22 protein-coding genes and 3 tRNA genes are annotated in these 26,838 nt (G+C 43.5%); all 25 read left to right on the top strand.

All coding sequences use genetic code 11. The features are described from left to right. The first annotated feature begins 201 nt into the window (after positions 1-201). The 25 genes from murA to KCX82_RS04095 all read left to right on the top strand — a co-directional run bounded on the left by murA (position 202) and on the right by KCX82_RS04095 (position 26,758). The gene (gene murA, locus KCX82_RS04215; protein ID WP_227017193.1) at positions 202-1,530 is read left to right on the top strand and encodes a UDP-N-acetylglucosamine 1-carboxyvinyltransferase; all 1,329 of its coding nucleotides are present in this window, start codon (positions 202-204) and stop codon (positions 1,528-1,530) included. Positions 1,531-1,563: 33 nt separating this feature from the next. Further along, the gene (locus KCX82_RS04210) at positions 1,564-2,310 is read left to right on the top strand and encodes a cell division protein FtsQ/DivIB (RefSeq protein WP_227017192.1); all 747 of its coding nucleotides are present in this window, start codon (positions 1,564-1,566) and stop codon (positions 2,308-2,310) included. A 21-nt stretch (positions 2,311-2,331) separates the two neighbouring features. Beyond that, a complete protein-coding gene (locus tag KCX82_RS04205) occupies positions 2,332-3,057 on the top strand; it encodes a DUF881 domain-containing protein (RefSeq protein WP_227017191.1) in 726 nt (241 codons plus the stop codon). 13 nt (positions 3,058-3,070) lie between these two features. Further along, a complete protein-coding gene (locus tag KCX82_RS04200; RefSeq protein WP_227017190.1) occupies positions 3,071-3,790 on the top strand; it encodes a DUF881 domain-containing protein in 720 nt (239 codons plus the stop codon). A gap of 1 nt (position 3,791) precedes the next feature. Continuing rightward, entirely contained in the window at positions 3,792-4,160 is a 369-nt protein-coding gene (locus KCX82_RS04195; protein ID WP_264373185.1) for a small basic family protein, read from the top strand. A 63-nt stretch (positions 4,161-4,223) separates the two neighbouring features. After that, positions 4,224-5,360, top strand: a complete 1,137-nt coding sequence (gene ftsZ, locus KCX82_RS04190) for a cell division protein FtsZ (protein WP_227017189.1) — start codon at positions 4,224-4,226, stop codon at positions 5,358-5,360. A gap of 59 nt (positions 5,361-5,419) precedes the next feature. Beyond that, positions 5,420-6,211 (top strand): TrmH family RNA methyltransferase, encoded by a 792-nt coding sequence (locus tag KCX82_RS04185; RefSeq protein ID WP_405127665.1) that lies wholly within the window; start codon positions 5,420-5,422, stop codon positions 6,209-6,211. Positions 6,212-6,280: 69 nt separating this feature from the next. Next, on the top strand, positions 6,281-7,303 hold the full coding sequence (gene pheS / locus KCX82_RS04180) for a phenylalanine--tRNA ligase subunit alpha (RefSeq protein ID WP_227017187.1): 1,023 nt from the start codon (positions 6,281-6,283) through the stop codon (positions 7,301-7,303). Between the two features lie 12 nt (positions 7,304-7,315). Continuing rightward, on the top strand, positions 7,316-9,715 hold the full coding sequence (gene pheT, locus KCX82_RS04175; protein ID WP_227017186.1) for a phenylalanine--tRNA ligase subunit beta: 2,400 nt from the start codon (positions 7,316-7,318) through the stop codon (positions 9,713-9,715). Between the two features lie 48 nt (positions 9,716-9,763). Beyond that, complete coding sequence (locus KCX82_RS04170) at positions 9,764-10,384, top strand: cell division protein ZapA (protein ID WP_227017185.1); 621 nt, start codon at positions 9,764-9,766, stop codon at positions 10,382-10,384. Between the two features lie 13 nt (positions 10,385-10,397). Beyond that, positions 10,398-12,767: an endonuclease MutS2 gene (locus KCX82_RS04165; RefSeq protein ID WP_227017184.1), complete on the top strand. Its 2,370-nt coding sequence runs from the start codon at positions 10,398-10,400 to the stop codon at positions 12,765-12,767. A gap of 73 nt (positions 12,768-12,840) precedes the next feature. Continuing rightward, positions 12,841-13,287 (top strand): 2-thiouracil desulfurase family protein, encoded by a 447-nt coding sequence (locus KCX82_RS04160; RefSeq protein ID WP_227017183.1) that lies wholly within the window; start codon positions 12,841-12,843, stop codon positions 13,285-13,287. Between the two features lie 24 nt (positions 13,288-13,311). Beyond that, positions 13,312-15,030, top strand: a complete 1,719-nt coding sequence (argS, locus tag KCX82_RS04155; RefSeq protein WP_227017182.1) for an arginine--tRNA ligase — start codon at positions 13,312-13,314, stop codon at positions 15,028-15,030. Positions 15,031-15,052: 22 nt separating this feature from the next. Continuing rightward, complete coding sequence (locus KCX82_RS04150) at positions 15,053-15,925, top strand: radical SAM protein (RefSeq protein WP_227017181.1); 873 nt, start codon at positions 15,053-15,055, stop codon at positions 15,923-15,925. Then, on the top strand, positions 15,922-17,436 hold the full coding sequence (locus KCX82_RS04145) for a B12-binding domain-containing radical SAM protein (protein WP_227017180.1): 1,515 nt from the start codon (positions 15,922-15,924) through the stop codon (positions 17,434-17,436). The genes KCX82_RS04150 and KCX82_RS04145 overlap by 4 nt, the downstream gene beginning before the upstream one ends. Beyond that, complete coding sequence (locus tag KCX82_RS04140) at positions 17,421-18,518, top strand: tetratricopeptide repeat protein (RefSeq protein WP_227017179.1); 1,098 nt, start codon at positions 17,421-17,423, stop codon at positions 18,516-18,518. Before KCX82_RS04145 ends, KCX82_RS04140 begins: the two co-directional genes overlap by 16 nt. Before the next feature lies 1 nt (position 18,519). Continuing rightward, positions 18,520-20,289 (top strand): indolepyruvate ferredoxin oxidoreductase subunit alpha, encoded by a 1,770-nt coding sequence (gene iorA, locus KCX82_RS04135; RefSeq protein WP_227017178.1) that lies wholly within the window; start codon positions 18,520-18,522, stop codon positions 20,287-20,289. Beyond that, complete coding sequence (locus KCX82_RS04130; RefSeq protein ID WP_227017177.1) at positions 20,289-20,870, top strand: indolepyruvate oxidoreductase subunit beta; 582 nt, start codon at positions 20,289-20,291, stop codon at positions 20,868-20,870. The genes iorA and KCX82_RS04130 overlap by 1 nt, the downstream gene beginning before the upstream one ends. A 268-nt stretch (positions 20,871-21,138) precedes the next feature. Then, positions 21,139-21,213 (top strand) — tRNA-Asn (locus KCX82_RS04125). A gap of 4 nt (positions 21,214-21,217) precedes the next feature. Beyond that, positions 21,218-21,306, top strand: a tRNA-Leu gene (locus KCX82_RS04120). A gap of 51 nt (positions 21,307-21,357) precedes the next feature. Then, positions 21,358-21,433 (top strand) — tRNA-Met (locus KCX82_RS04115). Positions 21,434-21,602: 169 nt separating this feature from the next. Next, entirely contained in the window at positions 21,603-22,787 is a 1,185-nt protein-coding gene (locus KCX82_RS04110) for a tyrosine-type recombinase/integrase (protein WP_227017176.1), read from the top strand. A gap of 856 nt (positions 22,788-23,643) precedes the next feature. Then, positions 23,644-24,165 carry a hypothetical protein gene (locus tag KCX82_RS04105; RefSeq protein ID WP_227017175.1) on the top strand — a complete coding sequence of 174 codons (522 nt, stop codon included), beginning with the start codon at positions 23,644-23,646 and terminating at the stop codon, positions 24,163-24,165. A 204-nt stretch (positions 24,166-24,369) separates the two neighbouring features. Beyond that, on the top strand, positions 24,370-25,047 hold the full coding sequence (locus KCX82_RS04100; RefSeq protein ID WP_227017174.1) for a hypothetical protein: 678 nt from the start codon (positions 24,370-24,372) through the stop codon (positions 25,045-25,047). A 55-nt stretch (positions 25,048-25,102) separates the two neighbouring features. Next, positions 25,103-26,758 (top strand): type IV secretory system conjugative DNA transfer family protein, encoded by a 1,656-nt coding sequence (locus KCX82_RS04095; RefSeq protein WP_227017173.1) that lies wholly within the window; start codon positions 25,103-25,105, stop codon positions 26,756-26,758. The last annotated feature ends 80 nt before the right edge of the window (positions 26,759-26,838 follow it).

Below are 26,838 nucleotides of genomic sequence, written 5' to 3'. Positions count from 1 at the left end.
CAGCTTTAGCTGTAACGGCAAAACGCAAAATTCTCTGCGGTTGCGTTATAATGTAACACCTTTTACAGAGCTTCATATTATAAATAAGGGCTGCTTTCAAACCGAGAGTATTAGGGTAAGGTTTGCAAGAACAGATGAAATCTGGGAAAGCAGGCAGAAGTTATGAGAAACCCTGCTTACAGCCCTTAAAGTGTCCGATGAATGAATCGCATGTTCAAAGGGCATGAAATGAGCGCTAAAATAATGCGGAATATGTTATTCTGCGGAGGTGTAATTTTTGTGGACCATTATCGTATAAACGGTGGAAATAGGCTGTCTGGGGAATATGAGCTCACCGGCGCGAAAAATGCAGTACTTCCCATATTGGCGGCAACCATCGTGACAGGTAACAAAAGTAAAATCAAGAGCTGTCCTGATTTATCGGATGTCAGAACCATGTTATTCATTCTACAGGAGCTTGGATGCAAAGTAACTTATGAAAGCGACGGTATCGTCGTTGACTCTTCAACCATCGACTCTTATACCATATCGGAATCTCTGATGCGTGAAATGAGATCCTCCGTATTCCTCATGGGACCTATGATTGCACGATGCGGCAAAGTCATATTAAGCTATCCCGGAGGATGTGAGATCGGACTCAGACCTATCGATATTCATCTTTCTGCTTTGAGAAGACTGGGAGTTTCCATTAAGGAATCTCATGGATTTCTGGAATGTACGGCAGATAAGCTTGTCGGCAATCGCATTCTGATGGATTTCCCCAGCGTAGGTGCCACTGAAAATGCCATGATGGCAGCTACAGCGGCAGAAGGTGAGACGAGAATCATCAACCCCGCCAAAGAACCGGAAATCGTAGATCTGCAAAACTTTCTCAACAGCTGCGGTGCGGAAATAAGAGGTGCCGGGACGGGTGAAATCGTGATTAACGGAGGAAAATCATATCATGAAATTGAACATAAGGTGATCCCTGACAGAATTGAAGGGGGAACCATCCTGGCGGCAGTGGCAATGACCGGAGGCAATGTACTTTTAAAGAATGCAATGCCGGAACATATGAGTATCACACTCTCAAAACTGAGAGAGGCTGGGTGTAAAATCAAAGAAGGAAAGGACTTCGTGGAGCTCATTGCTCCCAATAGACTGAAGGCTATTGAAACCATAAGAACCCAACCGTATCCGGGTTTCCCTACGGATATGCAGTCGCAGCTTTTGACAGTTATGACGGTAGCCCAGGGAACCAGCGTCGTGACAGAGACCATTTTTGAAAGCCGATTTAAGCATGTAGAAGAGCTTCGCAAGATGGGAGCAAAAGTGAAAGTGGATGGACGGACTGCCATCATAACAGGCGTAAAAAGCCTTACCGGAGCCAGGGTATTTGCAAGAGATCTAAGAGGCGGTGCCTCTCTTGTGATTGCAGGGCTTGGGGCTGAAGGGGAAACCATAGTGGAGAATATTCATCATATCGACAGAGGTTATGATAGATTTGAATCAGCGCTTCAAAGAATAGGAGCGGATATCGTAAGAGCATAGCCTGAAGATAAATAACTAGAGGGCAGGACACAAATGAAAAAAGGTGAAAAGATTAAGAAAAAAAAGAAGCGGAAAAAGAAACATTATTTCCTGAAATTTTTATTGATTGCAGCGTCTGCAACAGGGGTATATTTTCTTTTAACTTCCAGCGTCTTTGACATAGACAAAATTACGGTAGAAAACAATCGCTATTATACGGCCGAACAGGTAATCAGCCTTACAGAAGCGAAGACGGGTGAAAATCTTTTTGAGGTATCACTCTCCGGGATGAAGGATAAACTTCTGGCTGATCCTTATATAAAAAATGCGAAGCTAAGCAGAAAGCTTCCGGGAGAAGTAGTCATTCACATCGAAGAGAGGCAGGAAGATGCAGCGGTTCCATACGGAGGGAACTATATCATCATAGACAATGAAGGTATGGTTTTGAGAAAATCCGAAGTAGAGCCTGCGCTTACCCTGCTTCTTGGCATGACTGTAAAAAATATGGAGCCCGGAACCCCTTTGGAAGTTGAAGAGAATGCTTCCTTGACGGATACTTTGAAGCTGCTGGAAGAAGTAAAGAAGCACGAACTGTTTTTCAAGAAGATTGATATCAACAAAATTATTATTAAAGCCTACATCTACGATCAGCTTACCTGTGAAGGAACGCCGGAAAATATCTTGAATAATCTGGACTCTTTGCAGGAAGTGCTGTATGATCTATATACAAAGGGTATTGAACGTGGAGTAATAAAGATGGGCAGCGATAAATATTTTTCCTTTAGTCCATTGGTAGAATAAGAGATTGGGAGAGAAAAACAAATGAAAAAGTACAGCGGTATGATTGTAATAGGACTTCTTGCCCTATTTATCGGATTGGTTATTTCCATTCAGATCACAACGACACAAGGCTCCGACCAGGGAGGTCTGGTTCCGGTTGCCAAAGCTCAGGGATATTTGGAGGAACTGAAAAAGGTAAGAGCGGAAAAGGACGCAGCCGTACAGGAACTCAATGAACTGGAAGCGAGAATGGACAAGATTGAGAAAGAAAAGGCGGATGAAGACTTTTTCCTGAAAGGTGTTGTTTCCGACCTTGAGAAATATAAAATGGCGTCCGGTGTTATTGACGTCAAAGGGCCGGGCGTTACCGTTACCATAGACGATCCGATTCCCACAGATGAATTCGGAGATGAATACAGCGTCATCATGCTTCGGTATGAGCTGCTTTTAAGTCTGGTAAACAAGATGAAGGATGCAGGGGCTGAAGCGATTTCCATCAATGGGCAAAGGATTATCGCCACCACGGAGATCAGTCTGGCCGGGGACAATGTCAATATCAATACGGTACCCACGGCTCCCCCATATATCATTAAGGCCATCGGAAATTCGGATACCATAGAATCAACGCTAACCATACGGTTTGGAATTATAGAACAGATGAAAAGTTATGGCCTCAGGATCGATATTAAAAAGAAGGATGAAATAGAAGTTCCAAGATACAGTGGTATTTTAAAGTTTCGATATGCAGAGCCTGTAGTGGAAGAGTAGGCTGGTGATTTTAATGAAACTGCGAACAATCGGTATTTTTATCATGAGTCTGGTCATAGGGTTTTCCATTATTGTACAGTCCCGGGTAACCAATGGCCAGCAGCTCTATGTCTCGGCAAAGGCCATTTCCGACTATCAGACCACCATAGCCAGTGAACAGGAGGACATGAAAAGAATCTACAATCTTGTAGAGGATGCAAAAGTAAAGCTTTCCGAGTATGAAACTCTGGCGGAAAACGAAGACAGGTCGCTTCAGGACAAGCTGCTGGAAGACCTGGATTATTACAAGCTGATCAGCGGAGCTGCCAAGGTACATGGGGAAGGTGTTATCGTCTATATTGACGACGGCACCAGAGAACTTTATGAGGGGGAAGATCCCAATGCGGTGCTGGTCCATGACATGGATATCCTCACGATCATCAACGAGCTGAATCGATCCGGAGCGGAAGTGCTTTCTGTGAACGGGCAGAGAATTACAAATATGACTTCCATATCCTGTTCCGGCTACACCATCAGAATCAATGACCAGTTTTTTGCCAGGCCCTTTGAAATAAGAGCCATTGGCGATTCCAAGAGAATGGCTGCGGCATTGATCGGCCCGGAAGGATACGGCACATTGCTGAAAGACTACGGAGTTATCTTTAAATTAACGATAGAAGATGACCTCATCATATCAAAATATTCTGAAGAACAGAAATATGAATATATGACGAAAGTTAAAGAAGGTGAATAAAATGATAATTGCAATGATAATCGGACTCCTGGGCGGAATTATTTTGGGCTTTACGTTTAATATCTCCTACCCTACCGAATACTCTTTCTACATCACGATGGGTCTTCTGGCAGCTATCGACTCCATTTTAGGAGCTGCAAGATCTCATCTGGAAGAAAAATACAATAATCTGATCTTTATTTCCGGTTTTATCACCAACGCGCTTCTGGCAGGCGTACTTGCCTATCTGGGAGATCGTTTGGGAGTACCGCTGTACTATGCTGCAATTTTGGTCTTCGGCGGAAGATTATTCCAGAATATTGCGGTAATCAGAAGGCTGCTAATTGACAAGTATTTTATAAAAAAAGATAGCAATATCAACAAGAAATAGGTGCATTGGCGCCTTTCCTATGATATAATAGCAATTATTAAAGTAACGGGAGGTTGCGGGACTATGTTACAATTCGAAGTGAATGACCAAAGTACAGCGCAAATTAAAGTAATAGGTGTTGGCGGCGGCGGTAGCAATGCTGTCAATAGAATGATAGATGCAGGTCTTAACGGTGTAACTTTTATGACAGTAAATACGGACAAGCAGGCACTGGCAGGATCGAAAGCCGAAACAAAATTTCAGATCGGGGAGAAGCTTACAAAAGGTCTGGGGGCCGGTGCAAACCCTGAAATCGGGCAAAAAGCCGCAGAGGAAAATATTGACGATCTGACCAAATTCATAGCAGGTTCCGATATGGTATTTATCACGGCAGGAATGGGCGGAGGAACAGGAACAGGGGCAGCGCCTATCATTGCAAAAGCGGCAAAGGATTTAGGAATCCTGACCGTCGGTGTGGTAACCAAGCCTTTTACCTTTGAAGGGAAAAAGAGAAAAGATCATGCCGAATTGGGTATTAAGTTTCTAAAAAAATATGTTGATTCTTTGGTAGTAGTTCCCAACGATAAATTATTACAAATAGCGGAAAAAAATACATCCATGATTCAGGCTTTCGCCATGGCGGATGAGGTTCTGAAGCAAGGTGTTCAAGGAATATCGGATCTCATTGCGGAGGCCGGACTTATCAATCTGGACTTTGCTGATGTAAAAACGGTAATGAGTGACCGAGGCATTGCCCATATGGGTGTGGGCAGAGGCGTAGGAGAAACCAGAGTGGCGGATGCTGTCAAAGCAGCAATTGAAAGTCCATTGCTGGAAACCTCCATTAACGGCGCAAAAGCCATTCTGTTAAACATTATGGGTGGTTATGATCTGGGCATGCTGGAAGTGAACGAGGCAGCAGATCAGATCGAAAAGGCAGCAGATAAGGATGCTATCGTAATCTTCGGTGCTTCTGTGAAGGAAGAGATGAAGGACGAAATCATTATTACCGTCATTGCAACGGGATTTGAAGACAGACCCTCGGATATACTTTCTCCCAGCAGAGAAAAGGCAGAGGCTCATGCCAAAGAGGACGAAGATGCGTCAAATGCAGAAGGAGAGGGAGAAAATCAGTCACCAGATGATATTTTTAAATCAAAGATTACCGGTGCATTTGATATTCCATCCTTCCTCAGCAAGGATAAAATGGGTAGCTTTTAATTAAAGATACGAAGGATGAGCCGGTAAAACTGCCGGCTTTTTCTAATGGAGTGCAGAAAATGACACTGATAACCTCGACGGAGAATCCCATTTATAAAAAAATTTTTCAATTAAAAATGAAAAAAAATCGAGATAAAATGGGAAAATATATAATAGAAGGTCCCAATCTCATCGCTGAAGCGCTGGACAACCAGGGAGAAATTGAGGTGATCCTGAGAACTCCGGACTTTACCATGCAGGAGTACGACCTGAAGGGGCGGAAAATACCGGTATATACCATGGAATCCGGTCTCTTCGGAAAGCTGTCCGATACGGAAACCCCCCAGGGGGTCATGGCTGTTGTGAAGAAACGGATCTATTCGGAACAGGAATTTTTCCTGGACCAGGGTTCAAAATCCAACATCATCCTTCTGGATAGGCTTCAGGATCCGGGAAACATCGGCACCATACTCCGAACAGCGGATGCGGCAGGTTATTTGGGAGCCATTCTGATGAAGGGCAGCGGAGATATCTATTCTCCTAAGGTGGTTCGTTCCGCCGCAGGCTCTCTTTTTCGGCTTCCCGTACTGATACTGGATACGCCGGCGGAGGCGCTGAGTCTGTTGAGAAAATATGGGAAACGGATTCTTTGTACGGCTTTAAAGGAAGCAAAGATCTATTATGATGCGGATCTGCGTGAAAACACGGCAATCATCATCGGAAACGAAGGAAATGGAGTTTGTCGGGAGTTTTTGGAAGGCGCAGACAGCAGAGTGAAGATCCCGATGGAGGGTACAATCGAGTCGCTTAATGCTGCGGTATCCGCAGGAATTTTCATGTATGAGTCGGTTCGCCAAAACTTCCGTCAGTAACAATCAGGAAATCAGACTTGTTCATAAGAACAGAATTTATAAAATTATAATAGAAATGGAGATAGGTTTATGCAAAATCAGTTAACGTCAATTTTGCAGGAGGCAAAGGAACAGCTTTTAAAAGCCTCCTCGATGTTGGAAACGGAAGAGATTAGAGTCAAGCTGCTGGGGAAAAAAGGGCAGCTTACGGAAATTCTCAGATCCATGGGAGCTATGAGCCCGGAGGATCGTAAGGAATTCGGAAAAGCAGCGAACAATGTCAGAATGGAGATAGAGCAGCTCCTGGAAGAAAAATTTGCTGCCATGAAAGAATTTCAGAAAGCAGAACGTTTTAAAAAGGAAAAAATCGACGTTACGGAGCCGGGCAGTAAGATTACCCTGGGCGTAAAGCATCCGATTACCATTACCATAGACGAAATATCCAAGGTATTTATGAGCATGGGATTTTCCATTGCGGAAGGTCCGGAAGTGGAAACGGTGTTCAATAATTTCGATGCGCTGAATGCAGGACCGAATCATCCTGCCAGAGATTTTTCAGATACTTTCTATATCACCGAAGACACCTTGCTCAGAACCCAGACCTCACCGGTTCAGGTAAGAACATTGATGAAGGAAAATCCGCCTATCAAGGTGATCTCTCCGGGAAGATGCTTCCGCTGCGATACGCCGGATGCAACCCATTCTCCCATGTTCCACCAGATAGAAGGGTTGAACGTAGACGAAGGCATAACCATGGCAGACTTGAAGGGAACCCTGGATTCCTTTGCTAAAAATTTCTTCGGCTCCAGGGTGAAAACCAAGTTCAGACCCCATCACTTCCCATTTACGGAACCCAGTGCAGAGATGGACGTTTCCTGCTTCAAATGCGGCGGCACCGGATGCCGGGTCTGCAAAGGAAGCGGCTGGATTGAAATACTGGGCTGCGGTATGGTTCATCCCAACGTTTTAAGAGTAGGCCATGTGGATACGGAAAAGTATACCGGTTTTGCTTTTGGAATGGGTGTTGAGAGAATCGCAATGCTAAAATATGAAGTGGATGATATCAGACTGTTCTACGAAAACGACATGCGTTTCATTCAACAGTTTAAATAAGGGGGTAATCGAATGTTAGTGCCTATTGAATGGTTAAAAGAATATATAGACGTAAAAGCGGATATAAACGAATTTTGTGAAAAAATGATTATGTCAGGCTCCAATCTTGAAACCGTGGAGCATTTCGGTGAAGACATTGAAAATGTAGTGGTCGGAAAAATCGTTGCCATCGAAAAGCATCCGGATGCGGACAAGCTGCTGGTAACGCAGATCGACATCGGGGAAGACGAGTTCCTTCAGATCGTAACCGGTGCGGATAATATTTTTGAAGGCGCTTATGTGCCTGTGGTATTGCACGGAGGGAAACTTCCGGGAGATAAGACTATTAAGCGAGGAAGACTGAGAGGTGTGGAGTCAAACGGTATGCTATGCTCCGCCGGGGAACTTGGCTTTGCAGATAAGGTTGTTCCTGTTGCCCATAAAGACGGTATTTGGATCCTGGATCAGGAATACCCCTTGGGAAAGGATATCGTAGAAGTCCTGGGCCTGAAAAATGCGGTGGTGGATTTTGAAATCACACCAAATCGTCCTGACTGCCTCTCCATGATCGGAATGGCCAGAGAAGCGGCAGCAACCTTTGGCGGTACCCTTTCCTATCCGGAAACGGAATGTGAAAAGGAAACAGGAAAAGCAAAAGACTTTATCGATATCGAAATCAGAAGACCCGATCTGTGCAAACGATATGTAGGACGTATTGTTACGGACGTTAAAATCGAGCAGTCTCCCTGGTGGCTTCAGAAACGGCTGATCTATGCGGGAATGAGGCCGATCAACAATATCGTTGACATTACCAACTATGTCATGCTGGAGTATGGACAGCCTATCCATGCCTTTGATATCAGAGATATCGCAGATCAAAAAATTATTGTGGACACAGCGCAAGAGGGGGAACTCTTTACTACGCTGGACGGCACCGAACGCAAGCTGAATCAGAACATGCTTCTGATCAAAGACGGAAAGCGCGGCGTAGCCATTGCCGGCGTTATGGGAGGCCTCAACTCCGAAATCAAGTCGGATACAAAAACGATTCTTGTGGAAGCCGCCAACTTTGACGGCAACAGTGTCAGATCCACATCCAAAAAATTGGCGCTGAGAACCGAAGCCTCTTCCAGATTTGAAAAGGGTATTGACCCGAATCTTTGTGAGACAGCAGCAGACAGAGTCTGCAAGCTCATCGAAATTCTCGGAGCCGGTACCGTTGTGAAAGGTGCTGTGGATGCTTATCCAGAAGTTTATGAAGCCGAACCCGTAAACGTAAGAGTGGATCGTGTCAATGCAGTGCTTGGCATCGAGCTTTCCGGAAAAGAGATGGAAGAAATCCTGGAAAGCCTCGAAATGAAGGTTTTGCGAGTGGGAAACAACATGAAGGTAACGCCTCCTACTATCCGACAGGATTTAGAGGAGGAAATTGATTTTATAGAAGAGGTCGCAAGAATTTACGGGTATGACAAAATGCCGGTAACGCTGCCGAAAGGAAATTTAGAGGCGATCAAATCCAGAGAGAGGACGCTGATCGACCTGTCCAGGGAAACCCTGACCGCCATGGGAGCCAACGAAGTGCAGACCTATTCCTTTGTCAGCCCGAAAGGTGTGGACTATATAGGTATTGCGGAAGACTCCTGGGAGCGGAATTTTGTACGCCTGATCAATCCTCTTGGGGAAGAAAACAGCGTTATGAGAACCATTTTGACTCCTAACATGATGGAAGTTCTGGGGCGAAATTTCTCCAGAAATATCAGCAGAGTAAGAGCCTTTGAAATCGGAAATACTTTCTTTAAAAGTCTGGACGAAGAAGAATTGCTGCCGGAAGAAAGACAATCCATGGTGGCAGCCTGCTACGGAGAAGGAGAAAGCTTCTATACATTAAAAGGAATGCTGGAGGAGCTGTTTGCAAAACTGGGTATTGATGAAACCTCTTATATCCCCGAATCGGAATACGGCGTTTACCATCCGGGAAAATGTGCAAGAATCCTTTCCAAGGGAATCGAGCTGGGAATCATGGGAGAAATTCACCCGGATGTTGCTGAAAAGTACGGTATTGGAACCAAAAGCTATTGCTGCGAGCTGGCTTTTGATCAGGTGATGAAGCAGGCGAATATCGAACGTTTTTATAAACCCCTTCCCAAATATCCTGCCATTACGAGAGATATTGCGCTTAGCGTAAAAGAAGCAGTTACTGTGGCGGAAATGGAAAACGTAATCAAAGAAATCGGAGGGAAACTGCTGGAAAGCGTTGTTCTCTTTGATGTTTACCGCGGCAAGCAGGTGCTTCCTGGTATGAAGAGCGTTGCCTTCTCACTGACCTACCGGGCTTCTGACAGAACCCTGACGGACGAAGAAGTGGTCAAGGTTCATCAAAAAGTACTGGGAGCGTTAAAAGAACAACTGAATGCCGTATTGCGCGAAATGTAATATTGCTTCACAAATTGGGTAAACAATTACGAAGGGAGTTTAGAGAGCATGGAGGAAAAAAACAAGGTTAGTGTAAAAATCTATGGACAAGAATATACGATAGCCGGCAGTTCACCGAGAGAACATATTATCAAGGTAGCGGACTATGTTAACACGAAAATGCATGAAATCGCAAAAGCCTTACCTGCCGGCTCCGCATCATCCTTAGCAGTTCTGGCTGCAGTCAATGCGGCAGACGATCTGTTTTCGGCCATGGATCGAATCAACAGCCTGAAAGCCCAGAACGAACAGCTGGAAAAAGATACAAAGCATTATGTCCAACTTTGGGATGAAGCGAAAAAAAGTTTTCTGCAATATAAAGAGGATGCTCAGGCCAGCATCGAACAAAAAGAAGAACTCCAGCGGCTGTTTAATGAAAAAACAGTGGAATTGGATAAAATGAATACGGCCTATAAAGAATTGGAAGAGAAATACGTCGCTCTCCTGGACAAAAATGAAAATTTGGCAGACCGCATAAGACTCCACCAGGAGTCCAAGGATAGTGAAATAACTGCTATGAAAGAACTGGAAGCCAGATGCAAGGATATGGAGAGCAGCTTCTTTGATCTTCAGATGGAGAATATCAGACTCAAGGGAGATCTGGACCGATATAAAAAAATAGTAGACTGATAAAGGACAGCCAATGAATCAAAAATCATACCGCGTTTTAGAATATTATAAAATATTGGACCTGTTAAGTACGGAAGCAGCTTCCTCCATTACGCGAAAAGCTATCGGGGAGCTGCGTCCCGGTCTTGAACTGTATCAAATTCAAGAAATGCTGGCGGAAACCACAGAAGCGGTTTCCGTTATTATGCGTAAGGGGGCCCTTCCTCTGGGAAGCTTCTACGATATCCGTGACAGCATCTATCTGGCGGAAAAGGGCAGCACCCTGACGATGAAGCAGCTTCTTGAAGTTTTATACAATTTGCAGGTGGTGAGGAATGCGGCGAGCTTTCTGAAGAGCGATCTGCCTGAACTGCCCATTGTGAAGGGTCTGGCAGAGGTCTTAAGCATACAGAAAAGACTGGAAGAAAATATAGACCGCTGCATACTCTCCGAGGATGAAATGTCCGATCAGGCCAGTCCTGAGCTTCGGAATATCAGAAGAACCATACAGAGGCAGAATGAGGCTATTCGGGCTAAAATGAATCAGATCTTGAATTCATCCGATAACAGGACCATGCTTCAGGATGCCATTGTGACCATGCGGCAGGGGAGATATGTTATCCCTGTCAAACAGGAGCATAAGAGCAAATTCTCAGGAATCGTTCACGATCAGTCTGCTACCGGCGCCACACTTTTCATCGAGCCTCAGGCCATTGTAAATCTGAACAATGAATTGAGAGAGATGGAGCTTTCGGAAAAGGTAGAGATCGAACGGATCCTGGCTGAGCTTTCCGCAGAGGTAGCATCGGTGCATCAGGAGCTTCTGAACAATCAGGATATTCTGTTAAAGCTGGATTTTATTTTTGCAAAAGGCAGGCTTTCTGTCAAAATGAAGGCCGAAGCGCCGATGATGAACACCAGGGGATTTCTCAGGATCAGAGATGGAAGACACCCGTTGATCCCCAGAGACAAAGTGGTTCCTATCAGTATCGCCCTGGGAAAAGACTATGACACCCTTGTGATCACAGGACCGAATACAGGCGGAAAAACCGTTACCCTGAAAACTGTGGGACTCTTTGTGATGATGGCTCAATCGGGATTGCATCTTCCTGCCGGATCAGGAACCGAAATGCCCGTATTCAATCAAGTATATGCCGATATCGGAGATGAGCAGAGTATTGAGCAGAGTCTTTCTACTTTCTCCTCTCATATGAAAAATATTGTGGATATTCTGGATCACTCCGACAGCCGGACACTGGTTCTGCTGGATGAGCTGGGAGCCGGCACGGACCCCACGGAGGGTGCCGCATTGGCGATATCCATACTGGAATATCTATCCCGCAGGGGAACAAAAACCATTGCAACGACTCATTATACGGAACTGAAAAAATATGCCATTTCTACCCACAGAGTAGAAAATGCCTCCATGGAATTTGACGTGGAGACGTTAAGCCCTACCTATCGTTTGACCATCGGTACTCCGGGCAGATCCAATGCCTTTGAAATTTCAAAGAAGCTGGGTCTTAGTGCGAGTATTATAGAAAATGCAAAAGGGCTGCTGCAGAGGGGTGACATTGAATTTGAAGATGTGATCAGCTCCATCGAGAAGGACAAAAAAGCAGCAGAAGAAGAAAGGGACGAGGCAATCCTGCTTCGTCTGGAAATGCAGAAGCAGAAGGAACAGTTTGAAAAGGAGAAGAACCGTCTGGCAGAGCAGAAGGACAAGATCCTCAGCAAAGCCAAGGAAGAGGCCAGAGATATGATTCGGGAAGCGAAAGAAGTCGCGGATCAGGTTCAGAAGGAATTAAGAGAACTGGAAAAAAATCAGAATGCTTCCGACCGAAATAGAAAATATGAGGAGGTTCGGAAGAAAATCCGAACAGCTTCCGATCAATATAGAGATAAAATACAGGTGGAAACGAACCCGAATCCGGTAAAACCGGAGGAGTTGAAGCTGGGTGACCGGGTAAAGGTTCTCAGCCTTGATCAGAAGGGGAATATCATTTCTCTGCCCGATGACAGAAATGAGGTACAGGTCCAGGTAGGCCTCCTTAAGATCAATGTCAGTCTGGACAATCTTGCAAAGATCCAGGACGGGTCCGGCAAGAAAGATCAGAAAAAATCAAGATACGGCTCACTGTACCGGAGCAAAGTCCAGAGCATCAGCCCCAGCATCAATGTCAGGGGAAAACAGCTGGACGACGCGTTAATGGATGTGGACAAATATCTGGATGATGCCTATATCGCAGGACTTGCGGAGGTGACCGTCATTCACGGACGGGGTGAAGGGATTCTGAGAGACGGCCTCCAGCAGATGTTCAAGACCCATAAGCACGTGGCGCAATTCAGAAAAGGTGCCTATAACGAAGGCGGAGACGGGGTTACGGTAATAAAGTTGAGATAAGGGCCGAACGGTGATTGTTTTCACAACCGCTCGCTCTTTCAAGCATATACTGCAAAATGAAAGGATTATTGATATGTATCTGGTCAGTGCCTGTTTGTTGAGCGAGAATTGCAAATACAGCGGCGGTAACAATGAGTGTCGATGGGTAAAGGATTTTCTCAAGGATAAGGACTATCTGCCCGTATGCCCGGAAGCTCTGGGAGGGCTTCCGACTCCCAGACCACCTGCGGAACTCATCAATGGCAGAGCCATAGATAAAAACGGCAAGGACGTGACGGAAAATTTTATCATAGGTGCGGAGAAAACCTTGCAGGAAGCAAAAAAGAAAGCGGAAGAACTGGGACAAACATTGGAATTGGCAATCCTGAAGGCAAACAGTCCTTCCTGCGGATCCGGCAGGATTTATGACGGTACTTTTACAGGTAAACGGATCAACGGGGACGGCATCTTTGCAGAGCTGCTGAAGAAGCATGACATTCCTGTGATAACAGAAGAAGATGAAATAAAAATCAAAGGATAGATAAAGTTCAGGAGGAGAAATATAATGATAAATTTCAAAGAAAAGATAGCCGCCCTGCTGGCTGAAGCAGTGGAAGGTTTAAGCGCTGAAGAAATTAAAGATATGCTGGAAATCCCAACGGACAGCAAGATGGGTGACTATGCTTTCCCCTGTTTTAAACTGGCAAAGGCACTGAGAAAAGCGCCGCCGATCATTGCTCAGGATATCGCGGCAAAGCTGAAAGAGCAGGATCTTTTTGAGCGTGTTGAGAATGTCAATGCCTATGTAAATATGTTTCTATCCAGAAAATTCTTTATGAAAGAACTTTTGACTGCAGTGACTGCAGAAAAGGAAAACTACGGCAGCAGCGATGTAGGAAAAAACCGCAAGGTGATTGTAGAGTTTTCCTCTCCCAATATTGCAAAGCCCTTCCATATCGGTCATATCAGGAGTACGGTTATCGGAAACTCCATTTATAAAATTTATGATTTCCTGGGATACGATACGGTGAGAATTAACCACCTGGGAGACTACGGAACACAGTTTGGAAAAATGATCGTTGCCTACCGAAAATGGGGAAGAGAAGAGGATGTCACCAACGAGCCCATTAAGACCTTATTGGGTTATTACGTGAAATTCCATGAGGAAGCGGAGAAGGATTCTGCTCTGGAGGACGAAGCAAGAGCCGTATTTACCAGGCTGGAAAACGGTGAGCCGGAGGAGGTAAGGCTTTGGCAGTGGTTCCGGGATGAGAGCCTGAAGGAGTTCAACCGGGTTTACAAGATGCTGGGCATCGAATTTGATTCCTACGCCGGAGAAAGCTTCTATTCCGACAAAATGGAACGGATCGTCAACATGCTGAAAGAAAAAAATCTCATGGTGGAATCCGAGGGTGCACAGATCGTCGAACTGGAACAGTACAATATGTCGCCGGCCCTCATCATGAAAAAGGATGGATCAACCCTTTATATTACCAGAGATATTGCGGCTGCAGTATACAGAAAAGAGCATTACGATTTCTATAAGAATTTATATATCGTTGCATCACAGCAAAATCTGCACTTCCAGCAATGGATTAAAATCATTGAGCTTCTTGGCTATGACTGGGCTCAGGATTGCGTGCACATACCCTTTGGTCTGGTCAGCCTCGAAGAGGGTACCATGTCCACAAGACACGGAAGAGTGGTATTTCTGGAAGAAGTATTGAACAGAGCAGTTAATCAGACGAAGGAAATCATCATTGAGAAAAATGTGAATACGGATAATATTGATGAAACTGCCAGACAGGTAGGAATCGGTGCTGTAATCTTCCAGGAGCTTTCCAATAACAGAATCAAGGATTATGTTTTCTCCTGGGATAAAGTGCTGAATTTTGAAGGAGAAACGGGACCTTATGTGCAGTATACCCATGCAAGAGCTGCCAGCGTTTTAAGAAATGCAGGAGAAATTGCAGAGAAGGCCTTGGCCCGTGCATCCGGTGCCAATATGGATTACGTGATCGGAGACAGTGCGTATGAATTGGCCAAGCTGATCTACCGGTTCCCGGAAATTGTGGTAGATGCTGCTGAAAAGTATGAACCATCCATCGTTACAAGGCATATCGTAGATATTGCGCAAAGTTTTAATAAATTCTATCACGATGAGCATATTTTGGTAGATAATGAAGAAGAGAAAACGGCAAAGATCATTTTATCCTTTGCTGCTAAACAGACCATTAAAAATGGCTTGCAGCTTTTGGGTATGGAAGTGCCGGAAAGAATGTAAGCTTAAAAAGGAGTAAATATTTATGAGATATGAAGGAAGAGTTTATCGGCCGCCAAGTGAAGCGTACAGCCTCATTGTTCAGGTGACCATCGGGTGTGCTCACAACAAGTGTACCTTCTGCAGCATGTTTAAGGATAAAAGATTCCGGGTGAGAAAAATCAATGAGGTTCTGGAGGATCTGCAGGCTGCCCGGCAGTATTACAGAAAGGTGGAACGGATCTTCCTCGCTGATGGTGATGCCCTGGTGCTGCAGAATAAGGACTTGCTTGTGATATTGAGAGAAATCAGAAAGCTGTTCCCGGAATGTCAGAGAGTCGGCATTTACGGGTCTCCCCAGGATGTTCTGAGAAAGACTGAAGAAGAGCTTGCAGAATTGAGAGAAAATGGAATCGGCATCGTGTATATCGGCGCTGAATCCGGCAGCGATAAAGTGCTCAAGGATGTGGTAAAAGGCGCCACCAGAGCCGAGATCATCGAAGCTGTCAGGAAAATTGAAGCCAGCGGTTTGCAGGCTTCCGTCACCTTTATTTCCGGTCTCGGAGGAAAGAAGGACTGGAAGGAGCATGCCATAGAATCCGGTACCATGATCAGTGAAATGGAGCCGTCTTATGTGGGTCTGCTTACCTTGATCACGGAGCCATTGGCGGAATTGCATGACGATATAGAGAAGGGCCGATTTGAATTGCTGTCTCCTTTAGAGGTGCTTCAGGAAACAGAGCTTATGCTGGAAAACATCAACGTGAAGAAAACCTGTGTTTTCAGAAGCAATCATGCGTCCAATTACGTGTCTCTGAAGGGAGACCTGCCCCAGGATAAACGAAGAATGCTGGATCAAATCAGAAATGCCATGAAAAATACTGATATGCTGAAGGATGAAAGGTTCCGAATGCTGTGAAAATATTACTTACCACGCTGAATTCTAAATATGTGCACTCCAACCTGGCACTGAAATACCTGTATGCCAGTGTGGAAAAGACCAGACATTCCATCGATCTTTTAGAATTTACCATTAATAATGATGAGGATTATATTTTTACCGAGCTGATTAGCAGGGGATATGATTTGATTTGTTTTTCCTGCTATATTTGGAATGTGGAAAAAATCCTGTATCTTGCGGAGAATCTGAAAAAGGCAAAGCCGGAGATCCGCATCTTAATGGGAGGGCCGGAGGTAAGTTTTGACACCATACCATTCCTGAGCAATCATAAATTTATCGATTATATTATTTCGGGAGAAGGAGAAGCCATATTTGCGGAGTTTATGGAGGAATTGTCCTCAGAGGAGCCGCGTCTGGAAATCATCAAGGGGCTTACCTATCGAATGGACGGGAAGATCTATGTAAACCCTCCGGCGCCGCTGCTGGACTTCGATTCGGTCCCCTTCCCCTACCTGAATCTGGTCTGCGAAGAGGACAAAATCATGTATTATGAGTCCTCTCGAGGCTGCCCCTATCAGTGCAGCTATTGCCTGTCTTCTCTGGACAGGAAAGTAAGAGCCCTGTCTATGGATAGGGTAAAATCTGATCTGGGCTATTTTATTTATAAGCAGGTAAAACAGGTGAAGTTCATTGACAGGACCTTTAACTGGGACCGCAGGAGAGCATTGGAAATCATAAAATATCTCATTGCTTCCGACAATGGATTCACTAATTTTCATATGGAGCTCTGCGGTGAATTGATTGACGACGAATTGCTGAAGGTGTTGGAAGGTGCCAGACCGGGGCTGCTGCAATTTGAAATCGGCGTCCAGTCTACCAATGAAAAAACATTGGCAGCCTGCAATCGCAGCTCTGATTTTGCAAAGCTGTCAGACCATGTGAGAAAATTGACAGCCCTTGGCAATATCCATATTCACTTGGATTTGATTGCCGGGCTGCCCTATGAAGACTATCTGTCTTTTCGGAAGTCCTTTAATGATGTTTACGGTCTTAAAGCTGACCAGCTCCAGTTAGGATTTCTGAAATTGATCAAAGGCTCGCCTCTTCGGGGAAAGGCGGAGGAATATGGGTATATTTACCGTTCCAAAGCTCCCTACGAAGTGATTTCCAGCAATTATCTTTCCGCTTTAGGTCTTGCAAGATTAAAGAAGATAGAGAACGTACTGGATTTATATTATAATAGAGGAGGCTTTCAACATACTTTGGATTTTGCATTGGATTACATTGCAGAAACTCCCTTTGATTTTTACGAAGAACTGGCTGATTACTATTATCTGAAAGGTTTTCAGCACAAATCCCATAAGAAAGAGGACTTATATCGCATATTATTCTTATACGCAGGCTGGAAGGAACGTTTTATCCCCAATATTAAGGACAAGATGAAAGAATTGCTTACTTTGGATATGGAAGAAACCCTGAATCCGGATGCAGTAAAAAAATTTATGAGAAAGGGATGGGAAATCCTGTAGGTGAAAAGATGGTAGGATTTTTAAAAAAGAAAGAAACGCAGACAGAAGCACCCCTAAAAAAACCGGAGGAATATGATATCAGAAAAAGACCGGACAGAGTCGGAAGGTATTTCAAAAAATATACCAAGACCTTTGTCTTTGACGAATTCAGCGAAGCCTATCTGAAAAGAGTGAATAAAATCGATTTTATGCGAGGGGTTCCGATTCCGTTAAGAAAGCAGGATATGGAAGAGTTCAAAGGCGGAGAAGGTCTGAAGGTTCTTCATATTGCGGAAAATATGGCCTGGATCTTAGGAATTGACCCGAAATTCCAGTATGCAGACAAATATATTGAATTTATGGATAAGCTTTTTCATAAAAAAATAGTGATGTCTCTGGTGAAGGAAGGACGTGACGCTGCGGAAGAGAAAGACTACGATAATGCAGCGATCCATTTCAGGGCCGCACTTTGCCTCAGCCCGGACAATCTCCACGCCTTGTACAGCTATGCCAGAGTCTGCAGGGAATTATACCTTGGAAGCAACAACGAAGAGTATGTCGGCCGATTTAAAGCCGAAGCCATGGAATATTTCGAACTGGTCGTAGAAGGATATCCAAGATTTGGCCAGGCATATTATTATCTGGGTTATGCCTATTTGAATATGGGTTTATACACCAAGGCCAAACTCACCTGGGAACAGTATCTGAAGAAAAGCAACGTAATGAAGGATAAAAAAGAAATCAGAACAAGGCTTTCTCAAATCGAACAGCCTGTTGAAATAGAAAAAGGTTATACAGCCATACTGGCAACCAGATATGAAGAAGGAATCCGGATCCTGGAGCCTTATTTAAAAACCAATTTCAAAGACTGGTGGCCGATGTCCTATTATTTGGGTATCGCTTATACAGCTCTCGACAGAAACAGCGATGCTATTGCCAGCTTTAAAAGAGTTTTATCCATAAACGGCTCTCACGTGGAATCCATGGACGAGCTGGCCGCAATTTATGGTGCCAGCGGCGACACGGAAAATGAAAGCAAATACCGGAAGAAAGCCGAGCTATTACGATCAGGTGGACATAAAGAGAAAAAAGGAGGAAAATAACTTGAAACAGCTGATGACAGGAAATGAAGCAGTTGCCCGTGGGGCCTATGAGGCGGGATTAGCCTTTGCCTCTGCATACCCGGGAACTCCCAGTACCGAGATACTGGAAAATATGGTGCAATATAAAGAGGATATTTATTGTGAATGGGCTCCCAATGAAAAAGTAGCTCTGGAGGCCGCTATCGGAGCATCCGTTGCCGGTGCCCGTGCTATGGCAGCCATGAAGCATGTTGGAGTCAATGTAGCTGCAGACCCGTTATTTACCTTTGCCTACACCGGTGTAACCGGAGGTTGTGTGCTGATCTCAGCCGATGATCCCGGCATGCACAGCTCACAAAACGAGCAGGACAACAGAAATTATGCCACTGCTGCCAGAGTATTGATGCTGGAGCCTTCGGACAGCCAGGAAGCGAAGGATTACATGAAGCTGGGACTCGAACTCAGCGAACAGTTTGATACTCCCGTGCTTCTTCGTATGACTACCAGAGTCTGCCACAGCAAAGGCCTTGTTACATTAGAAGATCGAGCGGAAAAAGATTTGATTCCCTATGAACATAATATCAAAAAATATGTAGCCACTCCTGCAAACGGAAAGGTGCTGCGCAGAAAGCTCATTGACAGACTGAAAAGGATGGAGGAATATTCCAACCGTGCTTTAATCAATAAAGCTGAGTATAACGGTACCAAAATAGGTGTTATCAGTGCTGGGGTTGCTTATCAGTACGCCAGAGAAGTGTTCGGCGAAGAAGCATCCTATCTGAAGCTGGGTATGACGTATCCAATGCCGATGGATCTGATTAAGGAATTCGCCGGAAAGGTTGAGAAGCTCTATGTGATAGAAGAAATGGATCCATATATGGAAAACCATCTGAAGATGGCAGGTATTCCATGTATCGGGAAAGAAATCATTCCTGAAATGGATGAGCTCAATACGGATATCGTTCGTCAGGCAGTTTTCGGCATCACAGGAGAAACCATCAAGGCAGAGCAGGAAGCAGTCATGAGACCGCCTACTCTTTGTGCAGGATGTCCGCACAGAGGTATTTATTACGCCTTAAGCAAGAAAAAGAATCTTATTGTTACCGGAGATATCGGCTGCTATACTTTAGGGTCGGCACCGCCGCTTTCCTCCATGCATACCTGCTTCTGTATGGGAGCAAGCATCAGCTCCGGCCATGGAGCCGCTACCGTATTAAAAAGGGCAGGGTCAGACCTGAGGGTTGCTTCCATTATCGGAGATTCCACCTTCTTCCATTCCGGTATCACAAGCCTGATGGATGTGGTCTACAACCGAGGGACCCATGTCACCCTGATTCTCGACAACCGAATTACCGCAATGACCGGACATCAGGAAAATCCGGGAACCGGATATACCCTCATGGGGAAAAAGGCTGTTGAAGTAGATATTCCGATGCTCTGCAAGGCAATCGGAATCAAGAGTGAAAATATCTATATCATCAACCCTCTGGATCTGAAAGAGTCCGGAGATGCCCTCGACGATGCACTGGCAAAGGATGAACCTACCGTTCTTATCGCGAAATGGCCTTGCATCCTGAAAAAATTCACCGAAGAGGATAAGAAGCAATTCGACCTCACTCCGAAATCCTGTGAGATCGATCAGGAAAAGTGCAAAAAGTGCAAAGCCTGCGTGAAGACCGGCTGTCCGGCTATCTTCTCCGGCGACAGCATCACCATAAACAAGGAGGCCTGCACAGGCTGCAGTGTGTGCAAACAGGTTTGTCCTTTTGATGCCATCAAGGAGGTGAAATAATGAGTAAAGTAAAGAATATACTTCTTGTGGGTGTTGGAGGGCAAGGAACCATCCTTGCCAGCAAGATCTTATCCGAAGGGCTTGCACAGGCCGGCTATGATGTTAAAATGTCCGAGATCCACGGAATGTCTCAGAGAGGCGGAAATGTAAGCACACAGATTCGATACGGAGAAAAAGTATACTCTCCTATCGTTGGAAAAGGCGAAGCAGATGTTATCGTTGCCTTTGAAAAGATGGAAGCTTTGCGTTGGATCGAGTTTTTAAAGCCTGACGGCAGAATGGTAATCAACGACTTTGAGATTCCTTCGGTACCCATTCAACTGGGGTCGGCCAAATACCCGGAGGGAATTCTGGAGGAATTGTCATCCAAGGCGAAGGTCTCCGTGTTTAAGGCGGGAGATATCGCAGCAGCGCTGGGCAATTCCAAAACCATGAATATCGTTCTCTTTGGCGCATTGGTAAAGGCCATGAACATCGAAGGGATCGATTGGGAAACGGTAATCAAGGAAAATGTAAAAAAAGGCTTTGAAGACATCAACATCAAAGCATTCAGAGCAGGCGCCGAGCAAGTGCAAGCTTAAATACATATGAGAAGGGTAAGAACTCGAAAGAGATCGTAAGTAATTATCAATGATCCCAAGTGATTTCAAGACGGCAAAAGCTCATAAGAGATCATGAAGAGGCCTTACCCTTTTACTGTTTTTACTAAGCTTAAACTCTTAATTGAATCCATCAAGTAAAAAGTTTCAAAAATGAGTAAAAAAATTTTAAATTTGGCCATAATTATATTGACAGCTATAAAAGTTTTGTTGTATAATAAACCTTGTCGTCAGTGATGAGGACTGGTATTCCAAGGTAGCTCAATGGTGGAGCACTCGGCTGTTAACCGATAGGTTGTGGGTTCGAGCCCCACCCTTGGAGCCAATTAGCCGGGGTGGCGGAATTGGCAGACGCACAGGACTTAAAATCCTGCGATCTTTATCGATCGTACCGGTTCGACCCCGGTCCCCGGCACCATTTAATATAATGAACAATCAACCCAATGTTAGCATATAATGCTAAAGACATCGCGGGGTGGAGCAGCTGGTAGCTCGTTGGGCTCATAACCCAAAGGTCCAAGGTTCAAATCCTTGCCCCGCAACCACGAAAATATCCCTGAAACCAACGGTTTCAGGGTTTTTTATTTATCTCATTAACACCTAGCAAAACTGTTTTCTACAACTATTCTCCAACTTTCATGTTGCAACCACTTCCTTTTAAGTGTAAGATGAAGAAAATGAACCCAGTTCTTTTATGATGATAAGGAGGTAACAATGGCTTCAATACGAGAGTACAAAAATAAAGATGGCAAAGTTGTTTCTTATGATATCAGAGTATACAAGGGTAGAGATTCCTCCGGCAAACCACTTAAACCATACCTTTTAACTTGGAAAGTACCAGAGGGTTTAACGGAAAAACAGGTTGAAAAGGAGCTTAACCGGCAAGCCGTATTATTTGAGCAGCAATGCAAACAAGGATTAGTCGCGGACAGCAAATACACCTTCGAAAAGTATTCTCAATACGCACTTGCTTTAAAAGAACGCAATGGAATTAAGTTTAGCACGATTGAGCGTTATAAACTTTTACTCAACCGGATCAACCCAATAATAGGTCATTTGAAAATAGCTGATATCCGACCACAGCATTTAAACAAGCTATATGAGGAACTTGGAGCTCCTGACATCAATAAAAGAAACGGCTGCGGATTGTCAAATAAGACTATCTTGGAACATCATCGCATTATCTCAACGATTTTTTCGCTGGCAGAAAAAGAAATGCTTGTACCCTATAATCCGGCAAGCAAAGCGACACCTCCAAAGGTAGAACGAAAAGAAGCGAATTATTTTCAGACTGATATAGTAAAAAGCATTTTGTCTTGCTTAGAATCAGAATCCCTTAAGTGGAAACTTATCGTCCATATGCTTTTAATCACTGGTGCAAGGCGAGGTGAAATTTTAGGCCTCCAATGGAAGAATGTCGACTGGAAAGAAGGACGTATTCACATATGCAATAATTTGCTTTATTCCCCTTCTAAGGGCATATATTTAACAACTCCCAAAACTAAAAAATCTAAGAGACCTATCAAGCTTCCGGCTGAAACTATGGAACTATTAAAAGATTATAACGATTGGTATTTAAAAGAAAAAATATCGTTAGGTTCTCACTGGCAAGATAAAGATTTTATATTTGTGCAGTATAATGGTGAACCAATGCACCCAGATAGCGTAACTGATTATTTAAAGAAGTTTGCAAAGAAATACAATTTGCCTCATATAAATCCCCACGCATTTAGGCATACAGCGGCAAGTCTTTTAATTTTTTCTGGGGTGGATATCGTAAGCATTGCGGATAGACTCGGCCATGCTCTGCCCTCAACCTCGGCTAATTTGTACGGCCACCTTATTAAGGAGGCTGATGAGCAATCAGCTGAAAAACTTGCTGATATTGTCTTGCGATAGTCTTGATAGACTATCGTGTTCAAATACAGTACCGCTATAGCATAAAGCATAACAGAACAGTACAAGCCCTTAAGCCCCTTGGATATTGCAGCCGTAATAATACCAAGCAGGATAGTACCGTTCATATCAGCCATTACAGTTAGCATTACAGTACAAGCCCTTAAGCCGCTTAAGTCCCTTTATCCCAATTGAACATATTAATTTGAAAAAAATATAAAAATCTTTTTTCTAAAAAACTTTTTTCCTTAATTTGCGGTATAATAATAGGGATGGTATTCTAAGAAGACCATTTAACGAGATTTTGTATTTGACAAAATCCAAGGAGACTATTTACAGAGATTTTGCTATTTAGCAAGATCCAAGAAGATTATTTACAGTGGTTTTGCTGTTGGCAAGATCCAAGAAGATTTTTTAATCGGATAACTTCCGTAAATGAAGGAATTTGAGGTATATCAATTGTTGATGTGCCACTAATAAGGAGAAAAGAATCAGACACTATGGGGTGGGGTCAGCCCCGTAGTGTTTGATTAATAACAAGTCTGCTATCGCAGATCCCAAGGAGTATTCTAGTAGAATGCTCTTTTTTATTTGGATTTAAGATTAATACACTATAGCTCAGACCAATTAATGGAAGGATAAAAAATGGAAAACTCAAATTTACAAATACCTACCCTATGCACAATAAACGATGCCAGTAAAGCAACAGGTATACCCGCTTTTCGTATACGTCAATGGTATCTAAACTCTCAGATAGTCGGTGTTCGCTGCGGGCATAACAAAGAACGTGGCAAAATACTCATTAACATGCAGATGCTAGTTCATTTCCTCAACACGGCGAAAAATGGGGAGGTAAACAATGGCTAGAAGCACTTATATTCCAGACGATATCTGGATAAGGCTGCGGGGTCTCCCAAGTAATGCTAAGCTTTTATATCTGTATCTACTAACTAACCGGCAAAATAATATAACTGGTTATTACAATTTCGATGCAGAAACGGCAATAAAAGAACTTAAGTTTGAAGAGCAGGACTTCAAAGAATCTATCAACAATCTTGTTGTCAAGGAGCTAATCATAACGGACGAGAACAATATGAAGATTTTATTACTTGACTACCTGATGATTGATAAGGTGTCTAATATAAACCAATTTAAAGGTGTCAATAAACAGATGTCTGGTATAAAACCCAACAGGCTGCATTTCGACTTCTTTTATGAGCTAATGTGCTATGCGCCAAAGTGTCTGGATCATCTTGACGACATTATAAAACACTATCTAGCTAATAATTTCAAAAGTAGTGGAAGCATAAAAGATAAGCAGATTGAGTCATGGATTGCAAGAAAATTAACGGCACATATAGGTGACGACTATCTGCACTAAAGTAATTAGCGATCCGCCATACCTTTTTCGCGGCGCGCACCGTACAATCCTTGGAATTTCTTACCTTGCGCGCCTGTGGTCAACCATTGTATGCTTGACCACAGGCGCGCAACGTCAGGAAAATATATTAGATTGTTCTGCACAGAGTGCAACAGGTGCGCGCGCGTAATCGGATGGCGAACGGTAGTAGTAAAGGAGGAAAATATGAGCAAAAGACGTGTTGTAATTAATGACAGGGATTTGGATATCTTGAGGATTTGTTTTAGGTTCAGGTGTGCTTTTATATATAGTCTGGCAGTATTAGGAGGTTACTCGAGTGACAATTACGCAGAAAAACGGATTGCCAAACTTACAAGGTACGGATATTTGAAAAAAGAGAAGATATATACTCGATATCCCAACTTGATAACCGTAACGACAAAAGGCATGGCATTAATTGACTCTAAAATTAAGACCTATGACATGAGGACTGCAAATGCCTTCCATGAAGCATACATATCAGTTGCGGCAGCTTATTTTAAATTAAAATATGGCTTGAATATGGATGATTTGATTACAGAAAGAGATCAGTTTGCTTTGATAGGAAGTAGGGGGAGATTTAGGCAGGATAAAAAGCCTGATTTAGTTATCCCCATATGGAATACATGCGTTGAGGTGGAACTGACTCCTAAATCCCGTGAACGGTTATCGCAGAAGATTTATAACAATCGAATTTATGGCAAGCAAATATGGGTTGTTAGGGATGCAAACAAAGCACTCCAAAAACAGATAAATGAAAGTAGGAATAAGTACTCTGAATCGAAGTATTGGGATTCAGATGTTGAAATCTTAACTATCGAAGAAATTGAAAGGACGGTACGGGAATTTGAAAACAAACAATAATACATACATGCGTCAAAGTACAGAAAGCATGATATTGAAGTTCAGAGTAGCGGTTATGTTAGCGGCAACGTTGTTTTCGCCGATAGCCTTAATACTTGGAGGTGTTCTAACCATTACTGCTACGAAATATCTTGCTCCTAAATATGGACACATAAAAGTTAAAGCAATATCAGTGGGTGCCATGCTAATAATACTGGTACTAACAGTTACTATAGTAGGCAGTGGCGGAATCGAGGCTGTAATTGTCGGACAAATGCAGCACATTTCAAATAATATGGCAAGCATTTTTGGCACACAGGAGATGAAACTATTTAACTGGTTATTCAATCCCATTCCCATTATTCTGTCAACGATCGCCATTACTGGAGCATTGATTATACTTGAGCCAGCATCCTTAGAGGATAGAATTATACCTAAAACTGTCTATAAGGACATAGAAAGCAGCAGTAAGGGCTTTCATGGAAGAGAGTACGCGGTGATCGGATTCTCAAATAACCGTCAGGTGACGATTCCAACAAAAGAGGGTATTAACTGCATCGCTATAGGCTCAACCGGATGTGGAAAGACTTCTGCGGTTCTGAATATCGCAGAAGCATATGTTCAGAACGACAACGTCACCATTATTATTGACGGTAAAGGGGATAAAGGGGATTTCACATTTTACGATGTTATACCAAAACTATGCAAAAAGTATAGTAAGAAACTCTATGTCGTAGACATGCTTGATCCTTACCATACTCATAGAATAAACACGTTTAAAAACTGCAACGAAACCCAAATAATCGATCAGATTATTGGTTTATCAGATTGGAGTGAGCCGCATTACAAAGCTCAGGCAGCTGATTTCTGGCAAGTAATGGTTCAACTTATGGAATTAGTTGATGAGCCAATTGATATTCATAACGTCGTCAGATGCTCAAATAAAAGTACTTGTTTGGACTTGCTTGCATTCGCTAAGAAAAACGGCCTTATCAAGAATGATGAATACTCAGATTGGAAACGTGTGATTGAAACTAATAGTAAAAGCGCTGAAGATGCAATCCCGAGACTTGGGCGATTTATTAGAGGCACTGGTGGAAAGATGTTTTCAAGCGAGGGACTAGATCTGATGGATGTGTACAATGAAAATGCCTGTATACTGGTTTTAGTCGATGGACAATCCTATGCAGAATTCGCAGAAATCATGGGAGCATTAATAATACAAGACTGTAAGAAAATGATTTCAAAAATTAACTCCATGCCTCAAAGCGAGAGGAGGAAAGTATTAATAATCTGCGACGAAATCCAGACATATCTATCTGACGATATTTTAAGCGTATTTAATAAAGGAAGATCGGCAGGAATACAGGCAATAGCCATGTGCCAGTCCTTATCAGATCTATACTGTGACGATAATGAGAAGTTAGCGCATCAAATAATCGGCAACTCGAATGTGTTTCTTGCTTATAGGCAAAATGATCCGGGGGATGCCGAGGAATTAGCAAAAATTATGGGGACAAGAGATACCATCGAAATGACCAGCCAAACTCAGGGGCAAGATTTAAGTGGTATGGGAACAGTGAAAGTTGTAAAAAGTTTTAAGGTACCTCCAGATAAAATTAAAGAGCTTCCTCAAAATGTCGGTTACTACTATAACAAGCACTTTAGAATTAATGAGAAGAATGCTAATGAACCTGTAAGATTCAGCAATAGATTTGTGAATTACAATTAGCAAAAAAAGCCCTATTAAATTGATAAATTCAAATTAGTAGGGCTTTATAAATTAAAGTAAGCAAATAAGATGGAAGATTA

Origin of the sequence: Sinanaerobacter chloroacetimidivorans (assembly GCF_018128545.1) — a bacterium.
GTDB lineage: Bacteria > Bacillota > Clostridia > Peptostreptococcales > Anaerovoracaceae > Sinanaerobacter > Sinanaerobacter chloroacetimidivorans.
Note: the sequence above shows the minus strand (reverse complement) of the source record. Positions and strands in the feature narration are given on the sequence as shown.